This is a genomic window from Ruegeria sp. H8 (assembly GCF_056532905.1).
Genome location: NZ_JBQFNY010000001.1, coordinates 678,378 through 693,502, shown reverse-complemented (window position 1 = coordinate 693,502; position 15,125 = coordinate 678,378). Strand labels below are relative to the sequence as shown.

Annotated in this window: 18 protein-coding genes; 14 read left to right on the top strand and 4 right to left on the bottom strand. The window is 57.2% G+C overall.

Annotated features, from left to right (window positions below; genetic code table 11):
* The first annotated feature begins 144 nt into the window (after positions 1-144).
* From ACR0A2_RS03400 to ACR0A2_RS03370, 7 genes are all read left to right on the top strand, one after another.
* Positions 145-756 (top strand): 50S ribosomal protein L21, encoded by a 612-nt coding sequence (locus ACR0A2_RS03400; RefSeq protein WP_480618472.1) that lies wholly within the window; start codon positions 145-147, stop codon positions 754-756.
* An 11-nt stretch (positions 757-767) separates the two neighbouring features.
* Entirely contained in the window at positions 768-1,037 is a 270-nt protein-coding gene (rpmA, locus tag ACR0A2_RS03395; RefSeq protein WP_039535512.1) for a 50S ribosomal protein L27, read from the top strand.
* Between the two features lie 95 nt (positions 1,038-1,132).
* The gene (locus ACR0A2_RS03390) at positions 1,133-1,741 is read left to right on the top strand and encodes a LysE family translocator (protein WP_480834055.1); all 609 of its coding nucleotides are present in this window, start codon (positions 1,133-1,135) and stop codon (positions 1,739-1,741) included.
* Entirely contained in the window at positions 1,738-2,274 is a 537-nt protein-coding gene (locus tag ACR0A2_RS03385; RefSeq protein WP_152457964.1) for a GNAT family N-acetyltransferase, read from the top strand. The genes ACR0A2_RS03390 and ACR0A2_RS03385 overlap by 4 nt, the downstream gene beginning before the upstream one ends.
* A gap of 38 nt (positions 2,275-2,312) precedes the next feature.
* Entirely contained in the window at positions 2,313-3,347 is a 1,035-nt protein-coding gene (gene obgE / locus ACR0A2_RS03380) for a GTPase ObgE (RefSeq protein ID WP_480834054.1), read from the top strand.
* Positions 3,335-4,441 (top strand): glutamate 5-kinase, encoded by a 1,107-nt coding sequence (gene proB, locus ACR0A2_RS03375; RefSeq protein WP_480834053.1) that lies wholly within the window; start codon positions 3,335-3,337, stop codon positions 4,439-4,441. The genes obgE and proB overlap by 13 nt, the downstream gene beginning before the upstream one ends.
* 33 nt (positions 4,442-4,474) lie before the next feature.
* Complete coding sequence (locus tag ACR0A2_RS03370) at positions 4,475-5,737, top strand: glutamate-5-semialdehyde dehydrogenase (protein ID WP_480834052.1); 1,263 nt, start codon at positions 4,475-4,477, stop codon at positions 5,735-5,737.
* On the opposite strand, the gene ACR0A2_RS03365 is transcribed toward ACR0A2_RS03370, so the two are convergent.
* A complete protein-coding gene (locus ACR0A2_RS03365) occupies positions 5,734-6,330 on the bottom strand; it encodes a histidine phosphotransferase family protein (protein ID WP_171639503.1) in 597 nt (198 codons plus the stop codon). The two genes, ACR0A2_RS03370 and ACR0A2_RS03365, sit on opposite strands and share 4 nt — an antisense overlap.
* A 43-nt stretch (positions 6,331-6,373) precedes the next feature.
* Between ACR0A2_RS03365 and ACR0A2_RS03360 the strand changes: the two genes are divergently transcribed.
* The 5 genes from ACR0A2_RS03360 (at position 6,374) to tsf (ending at position 10,180) form a co-directional block, all read left to right on the top strand.
* Entirely contained in the window at positions 6,374-6,556 is a 183-nt protein-coding gene (locus ACR0A2_RS03360) for a DUF3553 domain-containing protein (protein WP_050602459.1), read from the top strand.
* Positions 6,557-6,664: 108 nt separating this feature from the next.
* Positions 6,665-7,420 (top strand): L-ornithine N(alpha)-acyltransferase, encoded by a 756-nt coding sequence (gene olsB / locus ACR0A2_RS03355; RefSeq protein WP_171639502.1) that lies wholly within the window; start codon positions 6,665-6,667, stop codon positions 7,418-7,420.
* Positions 7,407-8,261 (top strand): lyso-ornithine lipid O-acyltransferase, encoded by an 855-nt coding sequence (gene olsA, locus ACR0A2_RS03350; protein ID WP_171639501.1) that lies wholly within the window; start codon positions 7,407-7,409, stop codon positions 8,259-8,261. Before olsB ends, olsA begins: the two co-directional genes overlap by 14 nt.
* 166 nt (positions 8,262-8,427) lie before the next feature.
* Positions 8,428-9,228, top strand: a complete 801-nt coding sequence (gene rpsB / locus ACR0A2_RS03345) for a 30S ribosomal protein S2 (RefSeq protein WP_152457971.1) — start codon at positions 8,428-8,430, stop codon at positions 9,226-9,228.
* Between the two features lie 76 nt (positions 9,229-9,304).
* Positions 9,305-10,180: a translation elongation factor Ts gene (gene tsf, locus ACR0A2_RS03340; RefSeq protein WP_480834050.1), complete on the top strand. Its 876-nt coding sequence runs from the start codon at positions 9,305-9,307 to the stop codon at positions 10,178-10,180.
* Positions 10,181-10,546: 366 nt separating this feature from the next.
* Here the strand turns inward: tsf and ACR0A2_RS03335 are convergent, their stop codons facing one another.
* On the bottom strand, positions 10,547-11,302 hold the full coding sequence (locus ACR0A2_RS03335) for an autoinducer binding domain-containing protein (RefSeq protein ID WP_480834049.1): 756 nt from the start codon (positions 11,300-11,302) through the stop codon (positions 10,547-10,549).
* A complete protein-coding gene (gene aroQ, locus ACR0A2_RS03330; RefSeq protein WP_152457974.1) occupies positions 11,299-11,748 on the bottom strand; it encodes a type II 3-dehydroquinate dehydratase in 450 nt (149 codons plus the stop codon). Before aroQ ends, ACR0A2_RS03335 begins: the two co-directional genes overlap by 4 nt.
* Positions 11,749-12,204: 456 nt before the next feature.
* Here aroQ and ACR0A2_RS03325 point away from each other — a divergent pair, with 456 nt between their 5' ends.
* Positions 12,205-13,023 (top strand): SDR family oxidoreductase, encoded by an 819-nt coding sequence (locus tag ACR0A2_RS03325; protein ID WP_171228760.1) that lies wholly within the window; start codon positions 12,205-12,207, stop codon positions 13,021-13,023.
* Between the two features lie 28 nt (positions 13,024-13,051).
* On the opposite strand, the gene ACR0A2_RS03320 is transcribed toward ACR0A2_RS03325, so the two are convergent.
* Complete coding sequence (locus ACR0A2_RS03320; protein WP_171639500.1) at positions 13,052-13,681, bottom strand: 2-hydroxychromene-2-carboxylate isomerase; 630 nt, start codon at positions 13,679-13,681, stop codon at positions 13,052-13,054.
* Between the two features lie 215 nt (positions 13,682-13,896).
* On the opposite strand from ACR0A2_RS03320, the gene ACR0A2_RS03315 reads away from it, so the two are divergent.
* On the top strand, positions 13,897-15,111 hold the full coding sequence (locus ACR0A2_RS03315; RefSeq protein WP_480834047.1) for a serine hydrolase domain-containing protein: 1,215 nt from the start codon (positions 13,897-13,899) through the stop codon (positions 15,109-15,111).
* The last annotated feature ends 14 nt before the right edge of the window (positions 15,112-15,125 follow it).

Below are 15,125 nucleotides of genomic sequence, written 5' to 3'. Positions count from 1 at the left end.
CGTTATTATTTGACCCTTGGGATGTCCTGATGGTCATTCACACAGCCCGAAAAGGGCGCGCTGTTCGAGGTGGCTTTCAAGTGTCTTGGGGCCGGAAACTCCCGAAAGGGGACCACAGAACGCGGTTAGACAAAGGAAAGACGCATGTTTGCGGTCCTCAAGACTGGCGGCAAGCAGTACAAGGTTCAGGCGGGTGATATCCTCCGCGTTGAAAAGCTGGCTGCCGACGCAGGTGAAAAAGTTCAATTCAACGATGTTCTGATGCTGGGTGGCGACGCTCCGGTCGTTGGCGCACCGTTCATCGAAGGCGCAGGCGTTCAGGCCGAAGTTATCGAACAGATCAAAGGTGACAAGGTCATCAAGTTCGTCAAGCGTCGTCGTAAGCACAGCTCGAAGCGTACCGTTGGCCACCGTCAGAAGCTGACACTGGTCAAGATCACCGACATCCTGTCGTCTGACGCTGACAAGTCGGGCATCAAGGCTGCAACCGGTTCGGCTCCGGCTGGCGAAGCGGCACCTGCTGCAAAGCCTGCCAAGAAAGCCGAAGCCAAGGCAGAGGCACCTGCCGCTGTTGCTGCGGACGATCTGACCAAGCTGAACGGCGTCGGCCCTGCCGCTGCCAAGAAGCTTGCCGAAGCCGGTATCGAGAGCTTTGCCGCTCTGGCCGCCTTGTCGGACGAGCAGATTGCTGCTATCGAAACGGTCAAAGTGAAACCCGAATGGGTTGAGCAGGCCAAAGAGCTGGCCAAAGGCTAAGGAGAGAGAGAATGGCACATAAAAAAGCTGGCGGTTCCTCCCGTAACGGCCGCGACTCAGCGGGTCGTCGCCTTGGCGTCAAACTGTATGGTGGCCAGGCTGCCATCGCAGGCAACATCATCGTGCGTCAGCGCGGCACCAAGTTCTGGCCGGGCGAAGGCGTCGGTATGGGCAAGGATCACACCATCTTTGCAACCACTGATGGCGCCGTGAAGTTCCACAAGGGGCTCAAAAACCGCACCTTCATTTCGGTCCTGCCAGTGGCGGAGGCCGCGGAGTAAGCCGAAACCCAGAAGGTTTAAGAAAAATTCATGGGGGACCGGCACAAAGTGCCGGTCCCTTTTTCGTTTTAACGCAGCCGTGATCAAACAAACCGATGACAGTCGCAACCACCAGTTTCCTGATCTTTGCCGCCAGCCAGGTCGGCACGCCGGGACCGGCCAACATGGTCCTGCTGGGTACTGGTGCGCGTTTTGGCTTTCGCGCCGCGTTGCCTTTTGTCGGGGGTGTTGTCCTTGGAAAGCAGCTGATCATTTGGCCGGTCGGCTTTGGATTGCTGCATCTCGCGGATCAGGCACCCGCGGTGTTTACGGTGCTTAAATACGCGTCAGCGGCCTATATTTTTTGGCTGGCGTGGAAGATTGCCAACACGCGTTTGTCGCGACAACAGGCTGAAGGGAACGCCCCCGGCTTTCTGGCCGGGCTGATTGTTCATCCGCTCAACCCCAAGGCCTGGGCCATGATCATTGCCGGGTTCACCGGGTTCGTGGCTGCGGGCACCCCCAGTTTCGAAGCGACGGTTACGATTGCTCTGTGTTTGTTGTTTTGCCAGGTGATCCTTCATCCGATCTGGACTTTTGCGGGCGATAGAATTGCCCATGCGGTTGAAGGACGACCCGTTGAAAAATATCTGATGTGGACGTTGGCAGGCCTTACGGTTGCGTCCGTACTTTTCGTGTTGTTCGGAGGAGGAACACACCCATGAAACTTGAAACAATAATAAATCAGCCGGTCATAGAAACCGAGCGGTTCGATCTGCGCCCTCTGCGTCGGTCGGATATGGGGCTGATCGAGCACTATGCCGGTGATGAGCGTGTGGCGCGCATGACGACGAGTATCGCGCATCCTTTGGCCCCCGGCTCGACCGAGGCCTTTGTGACGCGCTCGATGGCCGAAGACCGGGACGAGGACGTCTGGGTTATGGATGCCACCAAGGACGGCGGTCCGGAACTGATTGGTCTGATCACGCTGAAGCGGCTGGATCGGAACCAGTCCGAAGTCGGCTATTGGGTGGCGCCGATCTACTGGAACACCGGCATTGCGTCGATGGCTGTTGAAGCACTGGTAAATGCCAACCCGCTGAAAAACGCGACGATGTTTGCCAGCGTGTTTCAGGACAATCCGGCCTCGGCCCGGGTCCTGACTCATTGCGGGTTCCAGTATCTTGGCGATGCAGAAAGCTATTCGGTGGCGCGTGATGCGAATGTGCCCACCTGGACATACAGTAAAAAACTCTGACTTGTGGCCGATGGGGCCTTTGCAGTAGGGGACAGACCATGAAATTTCTCGATCTTGCAAAGGTCTACATCCGGTCCGGGGCCGGCGGTAGCGGCTGCGTCAGCTTCCGACGCGAAAAATACATCGAATACGGCGGCCCTGATGGCGGGGACGGCGGTAAGGGCGGGTCTGTCTGGGTCGAAGTCGTGGACGGGCTGAACACCCTGATCGACTTCCGGTATCAGCAGCATTTCTTTGCCAAGAACGGCCAGCCGGGCAGGGGCCAGCAACGTACCGGCAAGGATGGCGATGACATTGTCCTGCGCGTGCCTGTCGGCACCGAGATCCTGGATGAGGATGAAGAAACCGTTATCTGCGATCTGACCGAGGTGGGTCAGCGCGTTCTGCTGGCAAAAGGGGGCAATGGCGGTTTCGGCAATCTGCACTTCAAATCGGCTACCAACCAGGCCCCCCGGCGTGCAAATCCGGGGCAGGCCGGCATTGACCGCACGATCTGGCTGCGTCTGAAGCTGATCGCCGATGTGGGTCTGCTGGGCATGCCAAATGCAGGCAAATCGACCTTTCTTGCAGCCACGTCAAACGCGCGGCCCAAGATCGCGGATTATCCGTTTACCACGCTGCACCCAAATCTGGGTGTCGTGGGGGTCGACAACGTGGAATTCGTGGTGGCCGACATCCCCGGCCTGATCGAAGGCGCGCATGAGGGACGCGGGATCGGAGACCGCTTTCTTGGTCATGTTGAGCGCTGTGCCGTGCTGTTGCATCTTGTCGATGGTACCTCGGAAACGGTTGCCGAAGACTACCGCACGATTATCCACGAGCTTGAGGCCTATGGCGGCGAGCTGGCCCAGAAACCCCGGATCACCGTCCTGAACAAGGTCGATGCACTGGATGACGAAGAACGTGATCTGGCCAAAGCCGAGCTTGAAGAGGCCGTTGGCGGCCCGGTGATGATGATGTCCGGTGTTGCTCATCAAGGTGTAACCGAGGTTTTGCGCGCGCTGCGCGGCCATATCGATGACAATCGTGTGCGTCAGAAACCCGCTGAGGAGGCGCAGCCTTGGCAACCCTGACTTCAGCGCACCGATTGGTTGTCAAAATCGGGTCGGCTTTGCTGGTTGATCGCGAAACCGGCCTGTTGCGCAATGAATGGTTGTTTTCGTTGGCTCAGGATGTCGCATGGCTCAAGGGGCAGGGGACAGATGTAATCCTCGTCTCGTCCGGGTCGATTGCACTGGGCCGCGGCGTTTTGGGTCTGCCCATGGCGACATTGCCGTTGGAAAAATCGCAAGCTGCCGCCGCCGTCGGGCAAATTCGTCTGGCGCGCGCATATGAAGAGGCGTTGACACCTCATGGGATCACCACGGCGCAGGTTTTGGTGACATTGGAGGACAGCGAGGATCGCCGCCGCTATCTGAATTCACGCGCGACCCTGGAAACGCTGCTGGGTTTGGGTGTCGTGCCGATCGTCAACGAAAACGATACCGTGGCAACGGACGAGATCCGGTATGGCGACAATGATCGTCTGGCCGCGCAAATTGCCGTGACCGTGGGGGCGGATCAGTTGATCCTGCTGTCGGATGTCGATGGATTCTATTCGGGCAACCCCAACGAGGACGCCTCGGCCACGCGTTTCGAAACGATCGACAAGATCACGCCCGAGATCGAAGCCATGGCGGGTGATGCGGGCTCTGGTCTGTCAAAGGGCGGAATGAAGACAAAGCTGCTGGCCGCCAAGATGGCCACCGCGGGCGGATGTGCGATGGCGATCACGGAAGGATCGGTTCTGAGCCCTCTGAAAACGCTGGAAAATGGCGCGAATTCGACGTGGTTCACCGCAACGCTGGACCCGCATGCTGCGCGCAAACGTTGGATTTCAGCCATGAAACCGCGTGGCGAAATCACCATCGATGAAGGGGCTGCCAACGCGCTGGCAAATGGCAAAAGCCTGTTGCCCGCGGGTATTGTCGAAGTGACCGGCGATTTCGGGCGCGGCGACCCTGTCGCGATCCTTGACCCCAAAGCCCGCCGGCTGGCGCAGGGGATCAGCCGTTACACCGCGCAGGAGGCTGACGCGATCAAGGGGCGCAAATCGTCCGAGATCGAGGCGACCCTTGGATATCCCGGCCGTGCGGCCCTTATTCACCGGGATGACCTGGCCCTGTAAATACTGAAAAAGATGACCTGAAAGGCACGCGACATGAAAGATTTCGACAGCATTCCCGCTCTGATGGCTGATCTTGGGAAACGTGCCAAAGCGGCATCGCGCGATCTGGCTTTTGCAAGCCCAGAACGCAAACATGCCGCCCTGATTGCTGCGGCCGACGCGGTTTGGGCCAATCGGGCGCAGATCATCGAAGCCAACCGGAAGGATCTGGAGTTCGGCCGCGAGAAAGGTCTGAGCCCGGCGATGATGGATCGGCTGATGCTGGATGAGGCGCGTGTTCAGGGCATGGTCGATGGTCTGCGCGCGGTGGCTGATCAGACCGATCCGGTGGGCGAAGTGCTGGCCGAATGGGACCGCCCGACCGGATTGAAAATCCAACGCGTACGCACCCCGCTGGGTGTGATCGGCGTGATCTATGAAAGCCGCCCCAATGTCACGGCCGACGCAGGTGCGCTGTGTCTGAAATCCGGAAATGCCGTCATTCTGCGTGGCGGCTCCGAGAGCTTTCATTCTTCGACAGCGATTCATGCCTGCCTGGTCGAGGGGCTGAAGGCCGCCGATCTGCCGGAAGATTCGATTCAACTGGTGCCGACACGTGACCGTGCGGCGGTTCAGGAATTGCTGACCATGACCGACTATGTCGACGTCATCGTTCCGCGCGGCGGCAAGGGCTTGGTCGGGCTGGTCCAGCGTGAGGCCCGTGTGCCTGTTTTTGCCCATCTTGAAGGCATCGTGCACATCTATGTCGACAAGGCCGCAGATCCGCAGAAAACGCTGGACGTGGTGTTGAATGCCAAGACGCGTCGTACCGGGATCTGCGGCGCTGCCGAATGCCTGCTGATCCATCAGGACATCGCCGAAACGCTGGGGCGTGACGTGATCACCGCGTTGCTGAAAGCAGGGGTCGAGGTTCACGCCGAAGGCGCACTTGCGGTCGAGGGTACAATTCCCGCGACGGCGGAGGATTGGGGAAAAGAGTTTCTGGACAGTGTGATTGCGGCCAAGCCCGTCGCCGATATCGATGCTGCCATTGCGCATATCCAGCATTACGGGTCGAACCATACAGATTGTATCATGACCGAGGATGACACGGCCGTGGCCCGTTTCTTTGAGCGTTTGGATAGCGCGATCCTTATGCACAACGCTTCGACTCAGTTCGCCGATGGTGGTGAATTCGGGATGGGCGCCGAGATCGGTATCGCCACGGGCAAAATGCATGCCCGCGGCCCAGTGGGGGCCGCCCAGTTGACCAGTTTCAAATATCTGGTGCGCGGGAACGGAACAATTCGGAATTAAAAACGCAGCACAAGGCGGGTCGCGGCGGTTTCCACGGAAACGCGTCGACCCATCGCATGTGCCGTTTCCGGCAGCAGAGCGAACTGGACCTGCGCGGGGGTAATCTTGTTGGGGAACCGGCCGGTTGCAACGTGTTTCCATAAGGTATTGTCTACGTTCAACTTGTCGGCAGTTCCGGTCACTGTCCAATTGGTGCCTTGGTTCTCGATCTCAACCTCTCCGCCCATCGGCATGGCACTTTCGCAGCACATGAGCGCAAGAAACGCCAGCTTGATTTGGTTGCGCGGCATGGGCTCGGTCATATACCAGTTTACCCGCACCCGTCCGGTGCGTTCGATGTCCTTGAGCAGTTCGGCCACTTCGGCCCGGCCCAGCGGCTGTTCTCCTGCTGATCCGAAGGCAACCCGAAAAAACCGGATACGCGCGCCCGCACTGCCGACGCTGCCCGAGATCAACTCCATCTCGGGGCCCTGAACAGCACCAACCATGTCCAACAGTTCCAGCCCGTTGGTGATTGCCCCGATCGGGCTGATCAAATCGTGGCAGATCCGTGAGCCGATCAATTCAGCCAGGTTGACGTTCGTGTTGCCCATGCGTACCTCCTGCGGTATCTGCCGCAGGAACCGGAAGCCCCAAATGACAGACATGAATGCTATTCTTGCACCGGGCATGTTTGTTCGCCACCCGGATTTCCCCGAATGGGGTGTCGGACAGGTTCAATCCAACATCGCAGGCAAGATCACCGTAAACTTTCGCGAGCAGGGGAAAGTGGTAATCGACGGAACACGCATCGCCCTGATGCCGGTCTTTGATCCGTGAAACTGGTTTAAGAAGAGTTAACGGAAAAGACCAGATCTCCACTTGTTGCCTTCCCCCGAAGAACTGAGGTATCAGCCGCGTTGATATAACAGGATTGATAAGTCTGACATGCCGGACGCTGGCCCCTCGTTCACGATCAAACTGGCGGAAACCCAGGACGAACTGCGCGCAGCGCAGCGGTTGCGTTATGACGTATTTGTGCGCGAACTCGGCGGCGGAGGGGCTCTGGTCGATCATGTGGCCGGGCTGGAACGGGACCGGTTTGATCCCTATTTCGATCACATGCTGGCCATTGATGATGCGACCGGAGAAGTAGTCGGCGTTTACAGGCTGTTACCGGGGGATCGCGCTGCTGAATTGGGGCAGTTTTATTCCGAAGACGAATACGATCTGAGCGTTCTCAAGCAAAGTGGCCGCAAGTTGCTGGAACTGGGCCGGTCGTGCCTGCACAGGGACTATCGGGGCGGTACGGCCATGTATCATCTCTGGAATGGTCTCTCTCGCTATGTGGCCGAACGCCAGATCGAAGTTCTGTTCGGCGTCGCCAGCTTTCACGGCACGGATGTTCAGGAACTGGCCCAGCCGCTGTCGATGCTGCACCACAATCATCTGGCGCCGCCAGACCTGCGGGTGCGCGCCCAGCCGAGCGTGTTTCAGACCATGGATCTTGTCGCACCGGACGCGCTGGATCGTCGCCGTGCCATGGTGCAGGTTCCGGCCCTGATCAAAGCCTATCTGAGGCTTGGCGGGTTTGTGGGTGAGGGGGCGTTCATCGATCATTCCTTCAACACAACCGATGTGTGCCTGATCCTGGATACGACCCGTATGAACGAGCGGCAGAAGCGCATCTATGGCGGAGCTTGATCCGGTGAATGATCCGCTTTGGAACAGTGAGGATGCGCCGGATCCGATCGAACTGGGTTTTGTCGGCTGGATTCTGGTGATCCTGAGGGGCTTGCCCTTGGCCATCCTTGTGTTCGGTGGGCTGCTTGTTCTGTTGGCCATTCGACTGATCGAGTTGCCACTTTGTGGTGTTCGTCGCCCCGTTACACCGTTCATCAGCCAGTTCGTTTGCCGAAACGCGTTCCGGATCCTGGGAATCGGATTTCGCTGCTCGGGCGCGTTGATGAAGGAACACGGTGCCGTTGTCGCCAATCACACATCCTGGCTGGATATCTTTGCCCTGAACGCCCGCAAAAGGGTCTACTTCGTGTCCAAGGCAGAAGTTGCGAACTGGCCGGGTATCGGGTGGTTGGCACGGGCCACCGGGACCGTATTCATCGAAAGGGATCGCAAAAAGGCACGCGAGCAGACGGCGATCTTCGAAGAACGCCTGAAGGCCGGACATAAGCTGTTGTTTTTCCCCGAGGGCACCTCGACCGACGGATTGCGTGTTTTGCCATTTAAAACAACGCTCTTTGCCGCTTTCTTCGCGGACGAGTTGCGGGATTTCATGTATGTTCAACCGGTCTCGGTGGTGTTTCACGCCCCGAAAGGTCAGCCTGACCGGTTCTATGGCTGGTGGGGCGATATGGATTTCGCGCCCCATCTGCTCAAGACATTGGGCGCGCGCAGGCAGGGGTCCGTTGAACTGATCTATCACTCTCCCGCCCGGGTCAGGGATTTCGCCAACCGCAAGGAACTGGCGGCCCATTGCGAGGCGGCAGTGCGCCACGCGCATGCATTGGCGCGGCTTGAAAAATAAGGCTTTGACCCTTGCACTGCCTTTAAACCTGCCGTATACGCGCGCCATTCAAACCCGCAGGCGGGGTTTGGGCCTTGTAGGGGAGACATCCCTATCTGGCCCGCCGGTTGGAGCATTCGCTTCTTTCACCCCCGCCGAGGCGTAAACCGGAAAAGGAAAATACAGCATGGCTCTTCCCGAGTTCACCATGCGTCAGCTGCTGGAAGCTGGCGTTCACTTCGGCCACCAGACACAGCGTTGGAATCCCCGCATGGGCCCGTTCATCTACGGCTCGCGCAATGGCATCCACATCATGGACCTGACCCAGACCGTTCCGATGCTGGATCAGGCGCTGCAGGCCGTTCGTGACACCGTTGCCAAAGGTGGCCGCGTTTTGTTCGTTGGTACCAAGCGTCAGGCTGCTGGCCCGATCGCAGAAGCGGCTGAAAAGTCGGCTCAGTACTACATGAACCACCGCTGGCTGGGCGGCACGCTGACCAACTGGAAAACCGTTTCCCAGTCGATCAACCGTCTGAACCAAATCGACGAAGCCATGGAATCGGGCGCAGAAGGCCTGACCAAGAAAGAGCGTCTGGGCATGGAACGTGACCAGGCCAAGCTGCAGGCTTCGCTGGGTGGTATCCGTGAGATGGGCGGCGTTCCTGATCTGCTGTTCGTCATTGACGTCAAGAAAGAAGCACTGGCCATCGCCGAAGCCAACAAGCTGGGTATCCCGGTTGTGGCTGTTGTCGACACCAACTGCTCGCCCGACGGTGTTGACTACATCATCCCCGGCAACGACGACGCAGCCCGCGCGATCTCGCTATACTGCGATCTGGCCGCACGCGCCGCTCTGGACGGTATGACCGCTCAGCTGGGTGCCGCTGGCGTTGACCTGGGTGAATTCGAAGAAGCACCGGTTGAAGAAGCCGTTGCGGAAGAAGCACCCGCTGAAGAAGCTGCTCCGGAAGCCAAAGCCGAAGCGTAAGCTGCCCGTCACGTAAATGACATGTGGGGCAGGGTAGACCTGCCCCAATTCCATTTGAATTGAGGAGAGCCTAAAGATGGCAATCACAGCAGCAATGGTTAAAGAACTGCGCGACTCGACCGGCGCAGGCATGATGGACGCGAAAAAAGCGCTGACTGAAACTGGCGGCAACATGGATGAAGCCGTTGACTGGCTGCGCACCAAAGGTTTGGCCAAGGCGGCCAAGAAATCGGGCCGTACCGCAGCTGAAGGTCTGGTTGCAGTTCACGTCGATGGCGGCAGCGGTGTTGCTGTTGAGGTGAACTCGGAAACCGACTTTGTCGCGAAAAACGCCGAATTCCAGGAAATGGTCGGCAAGATTGCATATGCGGCTGAAGGCGTCGAAAACGTAGAGCAGCTGCTGGTAGCAGATCTGGGCGGTAAGTCCGTCGCGGACACCCTGACTGACAAAATCGCCACCATCGGTGAAAACATGTCGGTGCGTCGCATGGCGAAACTGTCGGGCGACACCGTTGTGTCCTATGTCCACAATGCGGCCACCAACGGCATGGGCAAAATCGGCGTTCTGGTTGCTTTGACCGGTGGCGACGAAGCGATTGGCAAGCAGGTTGCAATGCACATCGCGGCTGTGAACCCGGCGGCCCTGTCCGAAGCAGACATGGACCCGGCAGTTGTCGAGAAAGAAAAGCAGGTCCAGATGGACATCGCCCGCGAATCCGGCAAGCCGGAGCAGGTGATCGAAAAGATGATCGAAGGCCGCATGAAGAAATTCGTCGCGGAATCGACTCTGCTGAACCAGCAATTTGTCGTGAACCCTGACCTGACCGTCGAAGCAGCGGCCAAGGAAGCAGGCGCGACCATCACCGGCTTCATCCGTCTGGAAGTTGGCGAAGGCATCGTGGTTGAAAAAGAAGATTTCGCCGCCGAAGTCGCCAAAGCCGCGCAAGGCTAAAAGGGCACAGGGAAAGTACCAGCAACGGCCTTTCCCAACAAATCTAAAGGGTTACGCACTGCGTAACCCTTTTTTCTGCCATCGGCGGATTTCAAAATTCTGAAATGAAGAGAAGAATTGGAGGGCCCCGCATGATGGGGATGGTCGAGGCCCCCCAAAATTCCGACACCGGTACGCGGACAAATAGGCGCCCCCTTGTCAGAGTGATCGGAGAGCTTTGTTATTGCAAAGATCCAATCCAATGTTCCCTGGCTAAAGCCACCACTCACGGAACACTCTCACTTTGCAACTTTTCCGATTGGTTTGAAAAGTAGTGATTTCCTTACCTAGGGTAAACTGACGCGGGATAGCGTCAAAATATTGCGGTTATGCTTCCATAATGAACATCTGGTTGTGCAGTGACGCCTTGAGAACCGCTTGCGCCGTCGTTTCGACCGAAAGCGCCTCGCGCGCGAGTCGCAGGTGCTTTTCCACCGTTGCAGATGTCAGACCCATCAGCAGCGCGATGTCTTGAGTGGTTTTCCCGTCACCAACCCACTGCAAAGCTTCGCGTTGGCGTTTGGTAAGTGCCCGGTTCGGCGGATGGAACGGCAATGTCAGGATTTTCAGGTGGGCGACATTGTTCATAAGTAGAATGTCCTCGCCGTGCTCTTCCCAGACCGCATCCACATCCTCCTGGCTCAACCCATTATTGGCCGACAGGGAAATCGCCCCTTTCGAGCGCATGGAAACCGAGTTGAAGCTGACGGTATAACCGGAAACCACGCCCATGGATTTGTTGAACTCGAAAACTTCGCGTTCCTTCGCGGTCATCGTCCCGCCCGAGTTCATGTCCTGCAACATTTTCCAGCTGGCGGCGCCTTCGTTGTCCAAGGCCCACTTCAACATAGGAGCGTGAAAATACAGACCATCCTTGATGAACCCGTCCACATAGGCCCGTTTGTGGTTCGTCAGGATTACGAAATCTTCTGGATCACCCAGAGACGTGGCCGTCCGGAATTGCGTGTACCCATAGATCAGGCGGGTAAAACCAAATTCGGCCATTTGGCGGCAATGTGCATCCCACAGGTCTTCCAGGGTTTTGGCGTAGCTGACAAACCGAAGATATTCCTTGAGCTTCATGTCGTGCTGCCTGCTTTCAGATGAGCCGCGAGCGCATCCAGCGCGAGGATATAGCTGTGGGCACCGAATCCGCAGATCTGACCCAGTGCGACAGGGGCTATGTAGGACCTGTGCCGAAACGTTTCCCGGGCATGAATGTTGGAAAGATGCACTTCGACAACCGGCAGTTCCACCGATGCAATCGCATCCATAAGGGCAATCGACGTATGCGTGAACGCGCCTGCGTTCAGTATCAGCCCGCTTTGTACACCGCGGGCCGCGTGAATGGCGTCAAGCAGCACACCTTCGTGATTGGATTGCAGGTGGGTGACGTCCAGCCCAATGGAGGCGCCATGCTGGACGCAACGATCCTCGATCATATGTAGTGTCGTGCTGCCGTAAACCTCGGGCTGCCGTGTGCCAAGCAGATTGAGGTTTGGGCCATTCAATACCAAAACGTTATGCATGTTTTCACGATCCCCATACTTGGTTCATAGACGCGAAAAGGCCGGGTTGTCTACCTGACTTTGGTGGATTGAATACAGACAGTTGCCCTGAAAACAGACCTTGAGATGGAAGAGGAAACCAAGTTCAGTCATTCGACATGACGACACCACGCGTCCGTTTGGACTTGGGCCGTGCATTTACGTCCGTTTTTCGATTGCCAGAAAACAGGTTTTCGGGCGCATCGTCGTCGGTATCAGTATCGGAACATTGGAACTATCCGGGCTTACCAGCCGGCGCTTTGCGACGCTGAGTAATCCTTGCAAACTGTCTCTGATGCGATTGAAGATTGTCATGTGGAGTTTTGGTGCAACCCGGTTTCGTGCCAACGCAGCGGGCGGCTAATTGCCGTAAAGACAACGAGGCTTTGAACCGGGTCGGAATGCAACCGAAATCAGATTTAGCAGAGGAACACGACAATGACCCCCGATACCCTTTTCTCGCTGCCCGGCAAAACCGCATTGGTCACCGGAGGCGCCACGGGTATCGGTCGGATGGCCGCAGAGGCGTTGGTCAGGGCCGGCGCGCGCGTGTTGATTGCTTCTCGAAACGGGGACGCCTGTGTCGCGGCCGCCGCTGAGCTGAATGCACTGGAGGCACCGGGAAGTGCCGAAGGGTTTGCCGGAGACATCAGCAGCGAGGCAAGTATCGCCAAACTGGTTTCGGACATTCAGGAACGGACGGAAGGGATTGATATTCTTATGAATAACTCTGGCGTGACCTGGGGGGCACCCTTGGGCCAGTTTCCGTATGACGCGTGGGACAAGGTGATGTCGGTCAACGTGGCCGGGGTATTCGAGCTTACTCAGAGGCTGCTGCCGATGTTGATGCAATCCGGAACCGCAGACGATCCGGCCAGGGTCGTGAATGTTGGATCCGTGATGGGAGAGGTTCCCATGGGGGATGGCGCCTATAGCTATTCAGCCTCGAAAGCTGCGGTTCTGCATTTGACAAAAATCATGGCCAAGGAACTGTCGCCTTACCACGTGACGGTCAACGCGCTGGCTCCGGGGCCGTTCGTATCGCGGATGACAGCCTTTGCTACGGCGGATGAGGACAAGCGTGAAAAGGTCGGCAAGTCAGTGCCTCTTGGGCGCGTCGGCTGTGATGAAGATATAGCGGGGTGCGTGCTGTTTCTGTGTGGACGCGGCGGCAGTTATGTAACCGGTTCGATCATCCCGGTTTCTGGTGGGATCAACGTTGTAACGTCGGGCAATATCTTTGCCGAAGCGTTCTGAGACGCGCTGCGATTAAAACCGATCCTGTTCACAACGTGTTGGATTTGTGTCGTTTCTTGTTTTTCGACAGTTCAATTTCCAGGTTCGGCAAGCTGTTCTTGCCAAAGAACATTTCAGATCCGTAAAACAGGCTGGGAACGCCAAAAACGCCGCGGCGCACGAACGATTTGGTCTGATCCTTCAGGTCCTGTTTGATTTCAGGGCTTGTCATGGCCTCGCGCAGCTTGCGAACCGGCAGTTCATTTTCCTGTAGAATGTCAATCAGAACGGCCAGTTCATCCGCCTTTTGGCCATGCACCCATATGGCATCAAAGATGGCGTTTATGTATTTGATTTCCCATGATTTACCACTAGCGAACCGGGCGCCGCGCATCGCAAATTTCGTATTGATCGGAAAATGCGGGCTCATGTGAAAGCTCAGCCCGCGACGCCGCGCGAACCGATGCAAGTCATGAGTAAGATAGGCGGTTTTCTGGCGGTTTTCGGAAAACGCGTGAAACGGGCTCTGGTTGTGCGTTGCCTTGAAAACAACAGGCAGAAGGACAGGGGAATACGTGATCTTGGCACTATGCCGCGCGGCCAGCTCTGGCAGCATCTTGTGGGCCAGAAAGGCATTTGGGCTGCAAAAATCGTAAACGAAATCTATGCTTTGCGTCATGCTATTCCTCCAGGCCAATCCGGCACGTCGCCGTCCAACAATTTACAAGCGAATCTGTGACGGTTTCACTGTATCACTTGGATTTAAGGCGTGCCTCTTGGCTCTGCTTGTATAACCATTCATTTCAGCCCGGGTTTTGCTGTTGTTTCAGGCCCTACGCGTACACGATATTAGTCAACTTCTGGTGGAACTCAAAAATGCTTCGAAAACAAGTCATGTTCGATGAAACGCGCCTGAACCGGATTCGCATCTGGATGGACAGCTATGTTGAGCAGCGCAAGTACGCGGGTTCGACCTTTTTGCTGAAGCACGAGGGGGATGAGGTCTTTTTCCACTCCAGCGGCCTGCGAAATCTTGAAGAGGACTTGCCGTTCCAACGCGATACGCTGGTGCGCATCTACTCGATGACCAAACCCGTTACGTCTGTTGCCTTGATGATGCTGGCGGAACGTGGGCTGTTTCACCTCGACGCACCGCTTTCGGATTTCCTTCCCGAGTTCAAACAGATGCAGGCTCTGGTAACCGGCGCGGACAAGCTGGATCAAACCGAGGACGCGGCAAGCCCGACCCTTCATCAGTTGCTGACCCATACCAGCGGTTTCAGCTATCCGTTCAACCCTGGGATTCTACCGGAGGCGATGGATGAAAAGGACCTTATATTCAAACCAAATCAGGGCCTTCTGAAAGATCGCGTACGTGAACTGGCAGAGTTACCCTTGGCTTTCCAGCCCGGAACACGGTGGGAATATTCGGTTGGAACCGATGTGCTTGGGCGCGTTGTCGAGGTCGTCTCGGGACAGACCCTGGAACAATTCTTCCGGCAGGAAATCTTGGCGCCCCTCGAGATGCGCGAAACCGGGTTTTCCGTGCCCGACGGGGCAGGGGACCGGTTCGCCTCGCTTTATACGCCGCTGGCCGGCGATGCGATGGCGTTGAATTCCGCGGAACAGGGAGGCGATACCTTGCGTCTGGTGGATGCCCACGAAGCTTCTCCATTTGTGAATGCGACAACGTTCTCGGGCGGCGGCGGGCTGGTTTCCACAATCGATGACTATGTCAAATTCGTCGACATGCTTAGCAATCGCGGGTCCGGCAACGGGCATCAACTGCTTGGCCCGAAAACGGTGGACTTCATGATGCGCAACCACTTGCCGGGCGATATCGCTTCGATGGGACCAAAGAGCTTTGCGGAACAGCCCATGGAAGGCATGGGATTTGGCCTTGCAGGATCTATTGTCCTGAATCCGGGTCGGGTGCGCGTGCCCGGATCCGTTGGTGATTTCAGCTGGGGTGGCATGGCCTCGACCTATTTCTGGATCGACTGGCAGAACGATCTGACGGCTGTGTTCTTCACGCAATTGTCGCCGTCCAGTTCCTATCCATCCCGGGCTGAACTCAAGGCCTTGGTGCACGCCGCCATGATTGAATGATTTTGCCTAGGCTG

Coding starts and splice junctions, on each gene's coding strand:
- ACR0A2_RS03360 (WP_050602459.1), top strand. CDS start 6,374: ATGACAGACATGAATGCTATTCTTGCACCGGGCATGTTTGTTCGCCAC.
- tsf (WP_480834050.1), top strand. CDS start 9,305: ATGGCAATCACAGCAGCAATGGTTAAAGAACTGCGCGACTCGACCGGC.
- ACR0A2_RS03400 (WP_480618472.1), top strand. CDS start 145: ATGTTTGCGGTCCTCAAGACTGGCGGCAAGCAGTACAAGGTTCAGGCG.
- ACR0A2_RS03335 (WP_480834049.1), bottom strand. CDS start 11,302: ATGAAGCTCAAGGAATATCTTCGGTTTGTCAGCTACGCCAAAACCCTG.
- ACR0A2_RS03390 (WP_480834055.1), top strand. CDS start 1,133: ATGACAGTCGCAACCACCAGTTTCCTGATCTTTGCCGCCAGCCAGGTC.
- ACR0A2_RS03365 (WP_171639503.1), bottom strand. CDS start 6,330: ATGGGCAACACGAACGTCAACCTGGCTGAATTGATCGGCTCACGGATC.
- ACR0A2_RS03385 (WP_152457964.1), top strand. CDS start 1,738: ATGAAACTTGAAACAATAATAAATCAGCCGGTCATAGAAACCGAGCGG.
- ACR0A2_RS03315 (WP_480834047.1), top strand. CDS start 13,897: ATGTTCGATGAAACGCGCCTGAACCGGATTCGCATCTGGATGGACAGC.
- ACR0A2_RS03320 (WP_171639500.1), bottom strand. CDS start 13,681: ATGACGCAAAGCATAGATTTCGTTTACGATTTTTGCAGCCCAAATGCC.
- aroQ (WP_152457974.1), bottom strand. CDS start 11,748: ATGCATAACGTTTTGGTATTGAATGGCCCAAACCTCAATCTGCTTGGC.
- olsB (WP_171639502.1), top strand. CDS start 6,665: ATGCCGGACGCTGGCCCCTCGTTCACGATCAAACTGGCGGAAACCCAG.
- obgE (WP_480834054.1), top strand. CDS start 2,313: ATGAAATTTCTCGATCTTGCAAAGGTCTACATCCGGTCCGGGGCCGGC.
- rpsB (WP_152457971.1), top strand. CDS start 8,428: ATGGCTCTTCCCGAGTTCACCATGCGTCAGCTGCTGGAAGCTGGCGTT.
- olsA (WP_171639501.1), top strand. CDS start 7,407: ATGGCGGAGCTTGATCCGGTGAATGATCCGCTTTGGAACAGTGAGGAT.
- rpmA (WP_039535512.1), top strand. CDS start 768: ATGGCACATAAAAAAGCTGGCGGTTCCTCCCGTAACGGCCGCGACTCA.
- ACR0A2_RS03370 (WP_480834052.1), top strand. CDS start 4,475: ATGAAAGATTTCGACAGCATTCCCGCTCTGATGGCTGATCTTGGGAAA.
- ACR0A2_RS03325 (WP_171228760.1), top strand. CDS start 12,205: ATGACCCCCGATACCCTTTTCTCGCTGCCCGGCAAAACCGCATTGGTC.